Below are 13,840 nucleotides of genomic sequence, written 5' to 3' on the forward strand. Positions count from 1 at the left end.
CCACAGGGATCGCAGCGGTCCGCTTGCCAGTGCTGAGCCTGTTACCTGCGCGGGTCGAACGCCTCGCGCAGGGCATCACCCATGAATACCAGCAACGAGAGAATCAAGGCCAGGGCAAAGAACGCGGTGAAGCCCAGCCAAGGCGCCTCCAGATGCTGCTTGCCCTGGGTCACCAACTCGCCCAGCGAAGCGCTGCCAGCAGGCATGCCGAAGCCGAGGAAATCCAGGGCGGTGAGGGTGGTGATGGCGCCGGTGAGCATGAACGGGATGAGCGTCAGGGTGGCATTCATGGCATTGGGCAGGATATGCCGCAGCATGATCTGGGTGTCTGCCAGGCCCAGCGCACGGGCCGCCTTGACGTACTCAAGGTTGCGTCCGCGCAGGAACTCTGCACGTACCACATCGACCAGGGTCAGCCAGGAGAACAACGCCATGATCCCCAGTAGCCACCAGAAATCCGGCTCGACAAAGCCACTGAGGATGATCAGCAAATACAGCACCGGCAACCCCGACCAGACCTCCAGCAAGCGCTGCCCGAGCAAGTCGACCCAACCGCCGTGATAGCCCTGCAAGGCGCCGGCAAGCAGCCCGATCAGCACACTGACTACCGTCAGGGCGAAAGCGAACAGCAGCGATACCCGCGTGCCATACAGCACCCGCGCCAGCACATCGCGCCCCTGATCATCGGTGCCCAGCCAGTTAGTGGTGGACGGCGGGCTGGGCGTCGGCACTTGCAGGTCGTAGTTGGGGGTGTCGGCACTGAACGGGATCGGGGCAAACAGCATCCATCCCCCTTGGCCCTCGATCAGCTCGCGTACGTACTGGCTGCGATAGTCCGGCTGGAACGGCAATTGCCCGCCAAACGCCTGCTCGGTGTAACGCTTGAGCGCCGGTACATATAGCTCACCCTTGTACGACAGCAGCAGCGGTTTGTCGTTGGCCACCAGCTCAGCGCCCAGGCTCAGCAGCAACAGGCCGGCAAACAGCCACAGGGAAATCCAACCGCGACGATTGTCGCGAAAGCGCTGCAGACGGCGCCGCGAGACAGGCGAGAGCATCAGTGCGCCCTCGTGTCGAAGTCGATACGCGGATCGAGCAGGGTGTAGCACAGGTCACCGATCAAGCGAATCAGCAGCCCGGCCAGGGTGAAGATGAACAGCGTGCCGAACACCACCGGATAGTCGCGTGATACAGCGGCCTCGTAGCTCATCCGCCCCAGGCCGTCGAGCGAGAAGATCACTTCGATCAGCAAGGAACCGGCGAAAAACACCGTGATCAACGCCTGCGGCACCCCAGCCACCACCAGCAGCATGGCATTGCGCAGCACATGCCCATACAGCACCCGCCGCTCGCTCAGGCCCTTGGCGCGGGCGGTGACCACGTACTGACGGGAAATCTCATCGAGAAAGGCATTTTTGGTCAGCAGGGTGAGCGTGGCGAAACCGCCGATCACCAACGCGCCGACGGGTAACACCAAGTGCCAGAAATAATCCGCGACTTTGCCCAGCAGGCTGAGCTGGTCGAAGTTTTCCGAGACCAGCCCGCGTACCGGGAACCAGTTCAGCGACGTGCCGCCTGCGAACAGCACGATCAACAGCAAGGCGAACAGGAACGAGGGCAGGGCATAGCCAATCACGATCAGCGCACTGCTCCAGGCGTCGAACCGACTGCCGTGGTGCACGGCTTTGCGAATGCCCAGGGGGATGGACACCAGGTAGGTGATCAGCGTCGCCCAAAAGCCCAGCGACAGGGTCACCGGTAGTTTTTCCAGGATCAGCTCGGTGACCTTGGCGCCGCGAAAGAAACTGTTGCCAAAGTCGAGCCTGGCGTACTGGCCGAGCATCAACCAAAGGCGCTCGGGGGCGGTCTTGTCGAAACCGTACTGGCGCTTGATCTCTTCGATCAGCGTTGGGTCCAGCCCGCGGGTCGCCCGCGATTCCCCCTGGACCGTCTCGACCCGTGCCCCAGGTGCGCCGCCGCCAATACCTTGCAGACGCGCGACTGCTTGCTCCACGGGGCCACCGGGCGCTGCCTGGACGATGGCGAAGTTGACCAGCAGGATCGCCAGCAAGGTGGGAATGATCAACAACAGCCGGCGCAGGATGTAGGTCGTCATGGCGAAGTCTTCCGTCGCTCGGCCATCTGCTCGTTGGTCAGGGCGGTGGGGCTGATTTCCCACCAGGTATCCAGGCCTTCGTCATAGCTCGCTTGCACCTTGGGCAGGCCGAAGCGATTCCACCACACGGTCGAGCTGCCGGGCGGGTAGTAGTTGGGGATCCAGTAGTAGTTCCATTGCAGCACCCGGTCCAAGGCGTGGGCGTAGCGCAACATGCTCGCCTGACTGTCGGCCCGCACCAGGCCATCGAGCAGGGTGTCCACGGCAGGATCCTTGAGCACCATGAGGTTGTTCGACCCCGGGTCGTTGGCCGACGCCGAGCCAAAGTAGTTGTATAGCTCAGCGCCCGGCGACAGGGTGACTGGGTAGCCGGTGACGATCATGTCGTAGTCGCGTGCCATGACCCGGTTGATGTATTGCGCCGAGTCTACGTTGCGGATGTTCAGGGTGATGCCGATCTGTGCCAGGTTGCGCTTCCACGGCAGCAGCAACCGCTCAAGGCCAGACTGGCCGTTGAGGAAGGTGAACGCCAGGGGCTCGCCCTGGGCGTTCACCAGGCGATCCCCCTCGGGCTGCCAACCCGCGCTTTGCAGCAGCTGCAACGCTTGCAATTGCTGTGGGCGGATGATCCCGGAGGCATCGGTGACCGGGGCGCTGAAGACTGTGCTGAACACCTCATCCGGCACCTGGCCGCGCAGCGGTTCCAGCAACTTGAGCTCTTCGGCATCTGGCAGTTGCCGCGCGGCCAGTGGGGTATTGGAGAATACGCTCTGTTGGCGGATGTACATGTTGCGCATCATCTGCCGGTTGCTCCATTCGAAATCCCAGAGCATGGCCAGCGCCTGACGGGTGCGACGGTCCTTGAACATGGCGTGGTCCAGGTTGAACACAAAACCCTGGGCGGTCTGTGGCTTGGCAGGCCCCAGGTGTGCACGCTGCAAGCGGCCATCGTCGAGTTGCGCGCCGTTGTAGCCAATGGTGTAGGCGGTGGCGGAAAACTCGCGGTTGTAATCGTAGCCACCGCCGCGCAATACCTGGCGGGCGACTTCGGTATCGCCGAAAAACTCGATGCGGATGCGTTCGAAGTTATAGCGCCCACGGCTGACCGGCAGGTCTTTGGCCCACCAATTGGCATCGCGCTCGAAGGTAATGCTGCGCCCGTTGTCGATCCGGCCAATACGATAAGGCCCACTGCCAACGGGTTTGCTGAAGCCTGCGCCATTGGCGAAGTCACGCTGTTGCCAATCGTGCTCGGGCAAAACCGGCAGAGTGGCCAGATCCAAGGGCAGGGTACGGCCATGAGCCTGCTTGAAATCAAAGCGCACCCGCTGCGGGCTTTCTACTGTCACCTTGGCGACTTCAGCGAACTGGGTGCGGAATTTCAGGCTGCCCTTGCTCATTAGCAGCTCAAAGGTAAAACGCACATCCTCGGCACGCACCGGCTTGCCATCGGCAAAGGTCGCGCGTGGATCGAGGTCAAAGCGCAACCAGGCATCGTCCGGTCCACGCTCCATGCGACGGGCGATCAGCCCATAAACGCTGTAAGGCTCATCGAACGAACGCACTGCCAGTGGTGCATACAACCAGCCATCGACTTCACTGACGCCAGTGCCCTTGTCGATGTAAGGCAAAATATGGTCGAACTGACCAATCTCGATCGCCGAGCGGCGCAGCGAGCCGCCCTTGGGGGCATCGGGATTGACGTAATCGAAGTGGCGGAACGCTTCGGTGTAGCGGGGGGCTTCGCCATAGACCGTGAGTGCGTGAGAAGCACCGGCATAGGCGCTGGACGAATGCACCAGCAGACAGGGCAGCAACCAGCGCCAGGCCCATTTCCGCAAACGACTCAGCACCTTGTAGGAGCGGGCTTGCCCCGCGATAGCGCCAGCAAAGGCACCACAGTTACCAGCCGGATCACCCTCGACGGAGCACCCCACCCCAACAGGCTGCACAGCGTTCCTGAGCAACAATCGCCGATCAGTCCTGGCGGCTGGTCACTTCAAGCAGGTGGTAACCGAACTGAGTCTTGACCGGGCCTTGCACGACGTTGATCGGCGCGCTGAACACCACGGTGTCGAATTCCTTGACCATCTGGCCTGGGCCGAACGAGCCCAGGTCACCGCCTTGGCGGCTGGACGGGCAGGTCGAGTTAGCTTTGGCAACTTCGGCGAAATCGGCACCCGCTTCGATCTGGGCTTTGAGTTCGTTGCACTTGTCTTCGCTGGCAACCAGGATGTGACGGGCAGTGGCGCGGGCCATGGGGTAACTCCTTGTGAGAAAAGGCACAGGGTAGCCTAATCGCTGCGTTTTGACAGCTGGGCTGTGGTCCGGACCTAGCATTTTTGCCAGTTGTTGGTTTTGCGGCGCGGCGTCAGATTGGCCGTTAGAGCACCGCCGCTCTTCGCCCAGGAAATGCTGCCATGACCGATCAGAGACCTTTCGATTTAATCGATGCGATGTACAAAAAGAAGCTAGAAGCTGCCAACAATCCGACAAATGCCCAACCCACGCCAACCCCAGTTGAGGAACCCTCCGTTGAGCCTTCGCAACCAGGCAGTGAGCCTAAAATTGAAGGGAGGATGCACTTCGGCCTGAATTTCCTGGAACCTGAGCGATCCCATCGGTTGCTGGAGGGGGAAGCAGCAATCGAAACAATGAAATCGACCTATGCGTCAGTCTTAGAAAGACAGCCAACTAACCGCGCATTGACGGTACCCACCCAGCAAGAGCCAGCCGGTTTCGGGCCAGCGGTACCGACAGTGTTTGTCTTGATCGGCACTGAGGATAAACCGGTTATCGGGCTCAATCTGGCCGGCGTGCTGGGGCGCCACCTCGATCCTGATACCAAGCAAACAGTCATGGGTTTACAGGTGGCACTCAGACCGTTCGAAGGCCGGTCGACCCAGCACACTTACCAGCTGTTCTGGCATGAAGCAGGCATCGTCAATCCCGCTCCGGTATTGACTGTACCGGTCCGGGCCGGGCAAGAACAGGAAAATATTCTGGCGGTTATTCCGGCAGCCGCTGCGGTTGTCGGTGAGGGCCTGTGGTATCTCAGAGTCATCACTGCCGGCGATGGCAACACAAGTGAAACTGTACCGCTCGATGTGTTCTATAAGGACACTGTGCCCGGCGGTGTCGACGACAGTCCTGCTGCAACGCACCCGGGCTTACTGGCGCCCACACTGACGCTTCCGCCGCAGCTGGTACCTGAGTCGCAGATCGCCGTCACCATTGCGCCGTATGTGAATCTAACTGCGGGCGATGTCATCATTCTGTTCATCGGCAACGTCAAGACCAGCCATCCGGTGTTGGCAAGCCAAGTCATTGCGGGCCAACCGCTGGTACTGAAGGTCCGCAGCACTTTGCTGGAATCTATCCAGAATCTGGACACGGTAACGGTGTACTGGAGGGTGGTCGACCTGGTGCTCAACTCTCAGCCCAAACCATCGCAATCAACATTGCTCAGGCCCAATTTCAGCAATGGACGACTTGGTGTCCCGCTGCTGCTGATCGGCGGCGTGCGGCAGGATACGGAAATTCAACTCGACGAGCTTGGCAGGCAAGATCTTCAGGTCCGCATTCGCGCGACCAGCCCACCGTTTTTGACTTCAGATCAAATCGTCACCAGCTATGAAATCACCTCCAGCGATGGGCAATCGGTCCTAAGCAGAAACCTACCCATCTTGCCAGTCGGTGACGCAGTGGGGGGGGACCATGACAGTGCAATACCCAATGCTGATCTACTGCTTGGCGCCGCCGGTCAGTTGTGGGTCAACTATGTGCAGTTACGTAACGGCGTTGAGATCGGTCGTTCGCCGCGCATCAGCCGATTTGTCAGAGCTGCGGTTCGTCGCCTACCGGCCCCTGTATTACCAGGAAACAAAGGGCTGCTGCTGACCGCCGATAGGCGTGAACTGACGGTCGAGCTGCGCTGGCCATCTATCAGCCTGCACGATTGGGTGACAGTCGTGCTGTCTGGCACTTCTGCCACTGACCAGAGCTTTGAGACTACATTCGATTTTCCCGTCGATAGCCGGGATGTGGATAGCGGAAGCAAGGTTCTAACGCTCCAGACACGTAATCTGTTGCCTGACTTGAATGGCGGCCGACTGGCTGTGAGTTACCGAGTGCGGCAGGGTGCGGCCGAACCGGTGCAGTCGGAGGTGCTCAACTTGCTGGTAGGTGAGCAAGCGAATCCGCTACCTACGCCGACGGTGGTGGGGCTGAGCCAGGACAGAACCGTGCCCCCTAGTAGCAGCGCTACCATCACGATCTGGTACAAGGACATGGCTGCGGACGACCTGCTAAGCCTGGTGTTGGTGCCGAGGGAGAGTGAAATTCATACCATCAAACAGTTCGGCTCTACGACGCCGGTGTCGATCAACGTTAAACAAGACGTTGTTGCCAGCTGGCTGGATGAGGAGATAAACGTCTTCTACACAGTGAGAGATCGCACTGGCCGCGTGCGTGTATCGCAGCAACAGCTGATGATTGTTGCCGACCCTCAACCTTTGGACCTGGTGCCCCCAGAGTCGCCGCTTGCGGTCGGTGGGCTGCTTGATCCAGTAGTGATTCCAGAAATGCCGGGGGCCACGTTTACCGTGAATTACCCGGGGATGCTCCCGCTTGATCAAGTGCAATTGTTGGTGAGCGGTGTAGATTCGCATGCCAGCGCAATTCAAACCGTCAGCCGCCCCGGACCACTCACGTTTGTTGTACCTCGCAACATCATTGTGTCCAGCCTGCTTAAGACCGTGCGGGTCTACTACACCTTGACTCGAAATGGGCAGTTGCCTCAGCACTCAGCTCAATTAGACGTACTGGTCAACCCACCGCTGATGGTGGATCAACGAGAACTGGTATTGAACGGACTCTCTGTCAGGTACGCACCTTGGCCCCGCGTCGCAGACTCTCTCGGCAACTCATTTACCCGAGAAGCAGTCGGTGGCTTGGGGCCGTATCAGTATGTATCGAGCAATACAAATGTGGCCTCTGTTTCATCGACGGGTAAAGTTGTGGGTAACGCCAATGGGCTTGCCACCATCACGATTACAGACAAGCTCAATAACAGGATCAGCTATCAGGTTCGGGTGAGTAATGTTTGGAGATTGAACTACGTGACCACTAGGCCGTGGACCTGGGATAACGCGGTGCAGTGGATGGAGTCGTTGGGGGGGAGGCCTGCTGACGGCTGGGTTATCAATGATCTGCACCGCGCCTACGGCAGGCCATTACGACTGGAACGTTACATTTGGAACTGCGTAAGGGTTAATCACAATTCGGGTGAGTTCTATCATCACGGTTATGCACCAACTCATGGCCGGGCATATACCATTGTGAACAACCCAGGCATGTTTGGCGGCCTGTGCATCACCCCCCTGAATGGCTGAAGAGCCTTTATTCGTTGGCCCTGGTGCTTTGACCAGGGCCAACGCCCGATTAACGCAGCATGCCCCTTGCGCTACGCAATAGCCGCTCTGTTGTATCCCACCCCAAACAGCCATCGGTAATTGACACGCCATACTTCAACAGACCTTTGCCCAACGCCTGACAACCGTCGAGCAAATGTCCTTCAAGCATGACGCCCACCAGCGAGGTATCCCCAGCCAAGCGCTGGGCCAACACGTCCTCGAACACCGCAGGTTGACGCGAAGGGTCCTTGCCACTGTTGGCATGGCTGCAGTCCACCATGATTCGCGCCGCCAGACCGACCTTGGCCAAACCAATACGTGCCTGAGCCACGCTATCGGCATCGTAGTTCGGCCCTTTGTGGCCACCGCGCAGCACCAGGTGAGTATCAGCATTACCCAGCGTCTCGATGATCGCCGGGTAGCCTTGCGCATCCATCCCGAAGTGGCGATGCGGGTGCGCCGCGCTGCGCATGGCATCGCAAGCAATGCCAATACCGCCATCGGTGCCATTCTTGAAGCCCACTGGCAACTCAAGCCCACTGACCATCTCGCGGTGAATCTGCGATTCGGTAGTGCGCGCACCAATCGCGGCCCAGCTCAGCAGGTCATCGAAGTAGCCAGCGGCCATCGGTTGCAGCAATTCGGTGGCAATCGGCAACCCGCGCTCGAGCATGTTCAGCATCAAGCCACGGGAGAGGGCGATACCGGCGTGCATGTCGTCGCTGCCATCGAGGTGCGGATCGTAGGCCAGGCCTTTCCAGCCGACCGTGGTGCGCGGTTTTTCCACGTAGGCGCGCATCACCAGCAGCAACTGGTCATCGACCTCACGGCTCAAGGCGGCGAGGCGGTCAGCGTATTCCAGGGCTGAACGTGGGTCGTGGATCGAGCAGGGGCCAACCACGACGAGCAGGCGCGAATCGCGGCCTTCGAGAATATTGCGGATGGCCTGGCGGTGCTGCTGCACTTGCTGGGCGAGCTCGCTGGAGAGCGGCATCTGCTGCTTGAGCAGGTGTGGACTGGGGAGACGCTGGCTGACGGTGGTGTTGGCAGCTTGCGGTTGGCTCAGGGCGAGGTTGGAGGCTTGCATGGCGTATTGTTCCCTGGGCGGACGGCGGGTTGATGCCCGCGCAGTCGGCCCTATCGAGGTGTTCGACAGATCGTCAAATGGGGTTGTTGTGCGGCATTGCCACCACGAATCGACCGAACGGAGGCGGCAGGCTGGCCCGAACGGGATTGGCTAAATCGCCAGGCGTAGGTGCTTGGGTAGGCGTAGGTGGCGTAGTTCATCGATCTGTCCTCAGGTGCAATCTGTGTGTTTGTCAAAGGTCTGGAAAAGCAAAACCCCCGGTCGGGGAGCCGACCGGGGGTTGAGTATTCTCGTATTCGGCGGCCCCTCGAAGAGTGGGCGCCGTTGGGGTATCAGCGGCGCCTAGTGGCTAAACCAATACCCAAAATAAAAGCTGGCAACGGACGAGCAGCCGACAACGGCCAGCACGCGGCGCAGGATGCGAGCGGTGTGGTTGGCGTGGTCGTGGATGCTGTGGGTCATGTTGCTCTCCAGTGAATGAGCCCGAGCTTACTGCACCTGTAACAAGGTGTTCAATGGATAAATGCTATCGGCGCAATGATTTTTCTGACACACCATTGCTCTCAAAATCAGCAAGGCCCGCTGTAGGAGCGGGCTTGCCCGCGAACAGGCCCTAAGCTTCACCGCCGCAGATAAGCACTGAAATCGATATCCCCAGCACTGAGAATCGCCTGCACCCGATTGTGCACATTGAGCTTGCGCAAAATCGCCGAGACATGCGCCTTGACCGTGGTCTCGGCGATATCCAGGTTATAGGCGATCTGCTTGTTCGACTCGCCCTTGGTCATCCGCTCGAGCACCAGCAGTTGCTTGCGCGTCAGCGCCTGTAGTAGCTCCGGGGCAAAGCCATGGTGCTCGCTGGTCGCGCGGCGGCTGCCCGGTTTCTGGGTGCGGATGATGTCCGGTGGCAGGTAGACGTTGCCGTTGAGAATCTGCTCGATCGCCTCGGTCATCTGCGAGCGCGGCGAGGACTTGGTGATAAAACCTACCGCACCATAGGTGATCGCCTGCAACACCACTTGCTTGTCCTGTTCGGCTGACACGATCACCACCGGAATGGTCGGGGCTTCGTTGCGCAGGTTCATCAACCCGCCCAGCCCATGCATGCCCGGCATGTTCAGATCCAGCAGGATCAAGTCCAAATCATCGTGTTCACCGGTCAGGGCCAGGGCGCTGTCGAGGTCGGCGGTCTCCATCACTTCGCTACCGGGAAAGCCATCGGCGATCACATTGTGGATGGCCTCGCGAAACAACGGGTGATCGTCGGCAATGAGGATCTTGTACATGGCTGTGCACCTTATTGTTGTATGTGTGCTCGCACGCAAGGGGCAATTCGCTGGGCAGCCCTTGTTATGCCGCTATTAAGAGCCGGTAGCAAGGCTTTGTGAATGCGACCATCGCCAGGCAAACCAGTACCAAAGTAGTAGAGGGTGGCAGGCGCGCTACTTCTAGCATGAGGCGACACCTTTGCGCAGGAGCAGCACCCATGGCCATTTTGCTGGTGGACGATCATCCGCTGCTGCGCATCGGCCTGGCAGCGACCCTGGCCCAGGCGATGCCCGAGATGCAGGTGCTGCAGGCCGACAGTGGCGAGGCGGCCCTGGCCCAGGTCCAGGCCCAGGTGCCAGGGCTGGTGATCATGGACTTCGATTTGCCCGGCATCAGCGGATTGGAAACTACCAAGCGACTGCGCCAGCGCCTGCCGCAGCTACGCGTGTTGTTTTTCAGTGAACACACCGAGCTTGGCGTGGTACGTCAGGCCCTGGAAGCGGGGGCGTGCGGGTTCTTGTCCAAGCAGGTGGCTCCGCAAGTGTTGCTTGAAGCGGTGCAGCGAACCATGGCTGGGCATGCCTATATCGAGCAAGCCCTGGCGACCGCGCTGGCTTGCCAGCCGCGTCAGCATGGGCAGGACCGTTTGCAGGGCTTGACCCAGCGCGAAACGGAGATTTTCCTGATGCTGGCCAAGGGCACGGCGGTGCGCACTATCGCCGAGCAGCTGTGTATCAGCAGCAAGACCGTGTCCAATCACCTGACTTTACTCAAGAGCAAATTGCAGGTCAGTTGCCAGGCGGAGCTGGTGCACCTGGCCATCGAGGCGGGGTTGCTGCGGGTTGCCGCCTGAGGGGTGCCAATACAGGCCTCTTCGCGGGCAAGCCCGCTCCTACAGGCTTAGCGGCAGCATCAAGATCAGCGCGGTACCTGTGGGAGATTCTATGGTTATGGGCAAGCCAATCATTGAATCCTGCCTGCGCTGAAGCGTTCTCCAAACGATGCTCACAGCCCGGTGTGGTGGTGGCAACACGGGCCTCTTCGCGGGCAAGCCCGCTCCTACAGGCACCCCGTTGAGTTCGAAGCCAGCGCGGTACCTGTAGGAGCGGGCTTGCCCGCGAAGAGGCCGCAACTGACTCACCAAGCCGCTTCACTGCCAAGAATCCGGGCAGCCCTGGCAACCTTCCATATTGCTGTCCTGGAAATTCGCATAGTGCTGCCGCGTCCCGCGCAGGTCGGCATTCTCAAGGTTGCTCTGGCCAAACTTGGCCTCCTGCAAATTGGCATCGGCCAGGCTCGCGCCCTTGAGGTCAGCCTTGCTCAGCCAGGTCATTTCCAGGTCAGCCGCCTTAAGCGAGGTGCCATGCAGCTTGGCACCCGACAGCCTGGCGAACTCCAGGTAGGCCGCAGACAGGTCGGCTTTTTCGAAGTTGGCACCCTGGGCAAACATGCCCCAGGCCTGGACCGCGACCAGTGTCGCACCTTGCAGCTGGGCCAGGCGCAGGTTGCTCTGTTGCAGGCTGGCACGGGTCAGGTTGGCGCCGCGCAGATCGGCTTTTTCCAGATTGGCCAGATCAAGCCGGGCGTGGCGTAGATTGGCCTCGCGCAGGTCAGCGCCGGACAGGTCCATCTTGCGCAGGTCCTGGTTGTTCAAGTCGGCGCCACGCAGGTTGGCGTTGGGGCATTTGCTTTCTGCGGCGATGACGCAGCCATTGATCGTCAGCGGCACGTCGGCCTGATCGTCGGCGAAGGCGCTGGGGAGCAGTAGCAGCAGGGCCAGTGGCAGGTAGTTCATGACAGGCTCCAGGGTTTCAAATAGGCAGGAGCGGCGGTGCGCCGCTCCTGCAGGGGAGGTGTGAATCGGTGATCTAGCTCAGCGCTGAGCGGTCTTGGTATCCCACGCAGGGATCTTGAACACCCAGAACGATCCACCCTGCGCCACGGGCTTGGTCAGCTCGGCCATGTCGCCACCCCACAGCGGCACCGCGCCGCCGTAGCCCACGGTCACACCGATGTACTGCTCACCATCCTGCTCCCAAGTGATAGGCGGGGAGACGATGCCGCTGCCGGTCTGGAACTTCCACAGCTCATCGCCGGTTTTGGCGTTGAAGGCCTTGAAGTAGCCGTCACCGGTGCCGGTGAACACCAGGTTGCCCTTGGTTGCCAGCACCCCGGCCCACAGCGGCAAGCGCTCCTTGTGCTCCCAGACCATCTTGCCGGTGGTCGGGTCCATGGCGCGCAGCGAGCCTACGTGGTCCTCGTACATGCGCTTGATCCGAAAGCCCATGCCCAGGTACGCCGAGCCCTTCTTGTAGTTGACCTCTTCGGTCCAATACTCTTCTTTCCACTGGTTGGACGGTACATAGAACAGGCCGGTGTCCTGGCTGTAAGCCATGGGGTTCCAGTTCTTGCCGCCGAGGAACGGCGGCGACACTTCCACGGGCTTGCCCTTGGTCTGCCCAGGCTCCGGCTTGGCCGGGCGCTGACCTTCATTTTCCACCGGGCGGCCGGTTTTCAGGTCGATATGGCTGGCCCAGGTGATGTTGTCGGCGAACGGGAAGGCGTTTTTCAGCTTGCCGTTGCTGCGATCGACCACATAGAAGAAGCCGTTGCGGTCGGCGTGGGCGGTGGCCTTGAACTGCTTGCCGTCCTTGTCCTTGTAGTCGAACAGCACCAGCTCGTTGTTACCCGAGAAGTCCCAGGCATCGTTGGGGGTGTGCTGGTAGAACCACTTGACCTCACCGGTGGTGGGGTCGACCCCGACCTGGCCTGAGGTGTACAGGCTGTCGTAGTCGTGCGGGTTGCCGTCCTTGGAGGTGCGCGCCCAGGTGTTCCAGGGCCCGGGGTTACCGGCACCGACGATGATGGTGTTGGTTTCGGCATCGAAACTGGCGCTCTGCCAAGGCGCGCCGCCACCGTGGCTCCAGGCCTCGACCTTGCCGGTCTCGGTGCTCGGATCATCCGGCCAGGATGGCGCCTTGACGTCGCCGGTGGGCGTGCTGTCCTTACCATTGAGGCGGCCCATGTGGCCTTCGACGAAGGGCCGCATCCATACCTCTTCACCGGTGTCCGGGTCACGCGCATACAGCTGGCCGACCACACCGAACTCGTCGCCAGAACTGCCATGGATCAACAGCACCTTGCCGCTCTTCTGGTCTTTGACGATGGTCGGGGCGCCGGTCATGGTGTAGCCAGCACTGTGGTCGCCGAACTTCTTGTTCCACACCACCTTGCCGGTGTCCTTGTTCAGCGCGACCAAGCGTGCATCGAGGGTGCCGAAGTAGATCTTGTCGCCATAGATGGCCGCGCCGCGGTTGACCACGTCACAGCAGGGGCGAATGTTGTCTGGCAGGCGGTGGTTGTAGGTCCACAGGCGCTTGCCGGTCTTGGCGTCGAGGGCAAATACCCGCGAGTAGGAGCCGGTGACGTAGATCACCCCGTCGTTGACGATGGCCTGGGACTCCTGGCCGCGCTGTTTCTCGTCGCCGAAGGAGAACGACCAGGCTGGCGTGAGCTTGAACACATTCTGCTCGTTGACCTGCGCCAGCGGGCTCCAGCGCTGGGCGTTGGTGCCCATGCCGTACTGCAGCACGTTGTTGGTGGTCTTGTGGTCGTCGGCGATGTCTTCCCAGGTGACCGGCTTGGCCTGGGCGGTACCGCCAATGGCCAGGCTCGCCAGCAGCAGGGCGGCAGAAAGGGGCGAAAGCATGGCGGGTAACGTTCTTGTTGTCATGGTGGAGTTCCCAGTGAGGTTGTGGCCTGCATAGCCTGGAACGCCACCGCTCGGCGAGATACGGAAATCTTCCCGGCTATTACGGGAAAACTTCCCAGGGCGGGCATGATTTGGCACTGCCCCGCACGGGCTACGACCAAGGGAGGAGGGCGCGGCCACCAAAGCAGCATGGGGGCCGGCCTGGCCGCTTTCTAGGATGCTCCAACCGCCTCGCTCTCAGA

At 60.6% G+C, this 13,840-nt stretch carries 10 protein-coding genes; 2 read left to right on the top strand and 8 right to left on the bottom strand.

Annotated features, from left to right (window positions below; all coding sequences use genetic code 11):
* Positions 1-41 precede the first annotated feature (41 nt).
* From ACF8K2_RS19360 to ACF8K2_RS19375, 4 genes are all read right to left on the bottom strand, one after another.
* Positions 42-1,058, bottom strand: a complete 1,017-nt coding sequence (locus ACF8K2_RS19360; protein ID WP_392467042.1) for an ABC transporter permease — start codon at positions 1,056-1,058, stop codon at positions 42-44.
* A complete protein-coding gene (locus tag ACF8K2_RS19365) occupies positions 1,058-2,116 on the bottom strand; it encodes a microcin C ABC transporter permease YejB (protein ID WP_392467044.1) in 1,059 nt (352 codons plus the stop codon). The genes ACF8K2_RS19360 and ACF8K2_RS19365 overlap by 1 nt, the downstream gene beginning before the upstream one ends.
* Positions 2,113-3,915 carry an extracellular solute-binding protein gene (locus ACF8K2_RS19370; protein WP_392467249.1) on the bottom strand — a complete coding sequence of 601 codons (1,803 nt, stop codon included), beginning with the start codon at positions 3,913-3,915 and terminating at the stop codon, positions 2,113-2,115. The genes ACF8K2_RS19365 and ACF8K2_RS19370 overlap by 4 nt, the downstream gene beginning before the upstream one ends.
* A 178-nt stretch (positions 3,916-4,093) precedes the next feature.
* A complete protein-coding gene (locus ACF8K2_RS19375; protein WP_264232793.1) occupies positions 4,094-4,375 on the bottom strand; it encodes a peptidylprolyl isomerase in 282 nt (93 codons plus the stop codon).
* A 161-nt stretch (positions 4,376-4,536) separates the two neighbouring features.
* On the opposite strand from ACF8K2_RS19375, the gene ACF8K2_RS19380 reads away from it, so the two are divergent.
* A complete protein-coding gene (locus tag ACF8K2_RS19380; RefSeq protein ID WP_392467047.1) occupies positions 4,537-7,509 on the top strand; it encodes an Ig-like domain-containing protein in 2,973 nt (990 codons plus the stop codon).
* A 49-nt stretch (positions 7,510-7,558) separates the two neighbouring features.
* Here ACF8K2_RS19380 and ACF8K2_RS19385 read toward each other — a convergent pair whose 3' ends face one another.
* Positions 7,559-8,617, bottom strand: a complete 1,059-nt coding sequence (locus tag ACF8K2_RS19385) for a 3-deoxy-7-phosphoheptulonate synthase (RefSeq protein ID WP_392467049.1) — start codon at positions 8,615-8,617, stop codon at positions 7,559-7,561.
* Positions 8,618-9,237: 620 nt separating this feature from the next.
* On the bottom strand, positions 9,238-9,903 hold the full coding sequence (locus tag ACF8K2_RS19390; RefSeq protein ID WP_264232797.1) for a response regulator transcription factor: 666 nt from the start codon (positions 9,901-9,903) through the stop codon (positions 9,238-9,240).
* Positions 9,904-10,103: 200 nt separating this feature from the next.
* Between ACF8K2_RS19390 and ACF8K2_RS19395 the strand changes: the two genes are divergently transcribed.
* Positions 10,104-10,739 (top strand): response regulator, encoded by a 636-nt coding sequence (locus ACF8K2_RS19395; RefSeq protein ID WP_392467051.1) that lies wholly within the window; start codon positions 10,104-10,106, stop codon positions 10,737-10,739.
* 297 nt (positions 10,740-11,036) lie between these two features.
* Here ACF8K2_RS19395 and ACF8K2_RS19400 read toward each other — a convergent pair whose 3' ends face one another.
* A complete protein-coding gene (locus ACF8K2_RS19400; protein WP_264232812.1) occupies positions 11,037-11,681 on the bottom strand; it encodes a pentapeptide repeat-containing protein in 645 nt (214 codons plus the stop codon).
* A gap of 78 nt (positions 11,682-11,759) precedes the next feature.
* Positions 11,760-13,619 (bottom strand): quinoprotein ethanol dehydrogenase, encoded by a 1,860-nt coding sequence (gene exaA, locus ACF8K2_RS19405; protein ID WP_186554443.1) that lies wholly within the window; start codon positions 13,617-13,619, stop codon positions 11,760-11,762.
* Positions 13,620-13,840 lie beyond the last annotated feature (221 nt).

The organism is Pseudomonas sp. xss_2 (genome assembly GCF_043104195.1).
GTDB classification, from domain to species: domain Bacteria; phylum Pseudomonadota; class Gammaproteobacteria; order Pseudomonadales; family Pseudomonadaceae; genus Aquipseudomonas; species Aquipseudomonas urmiensis.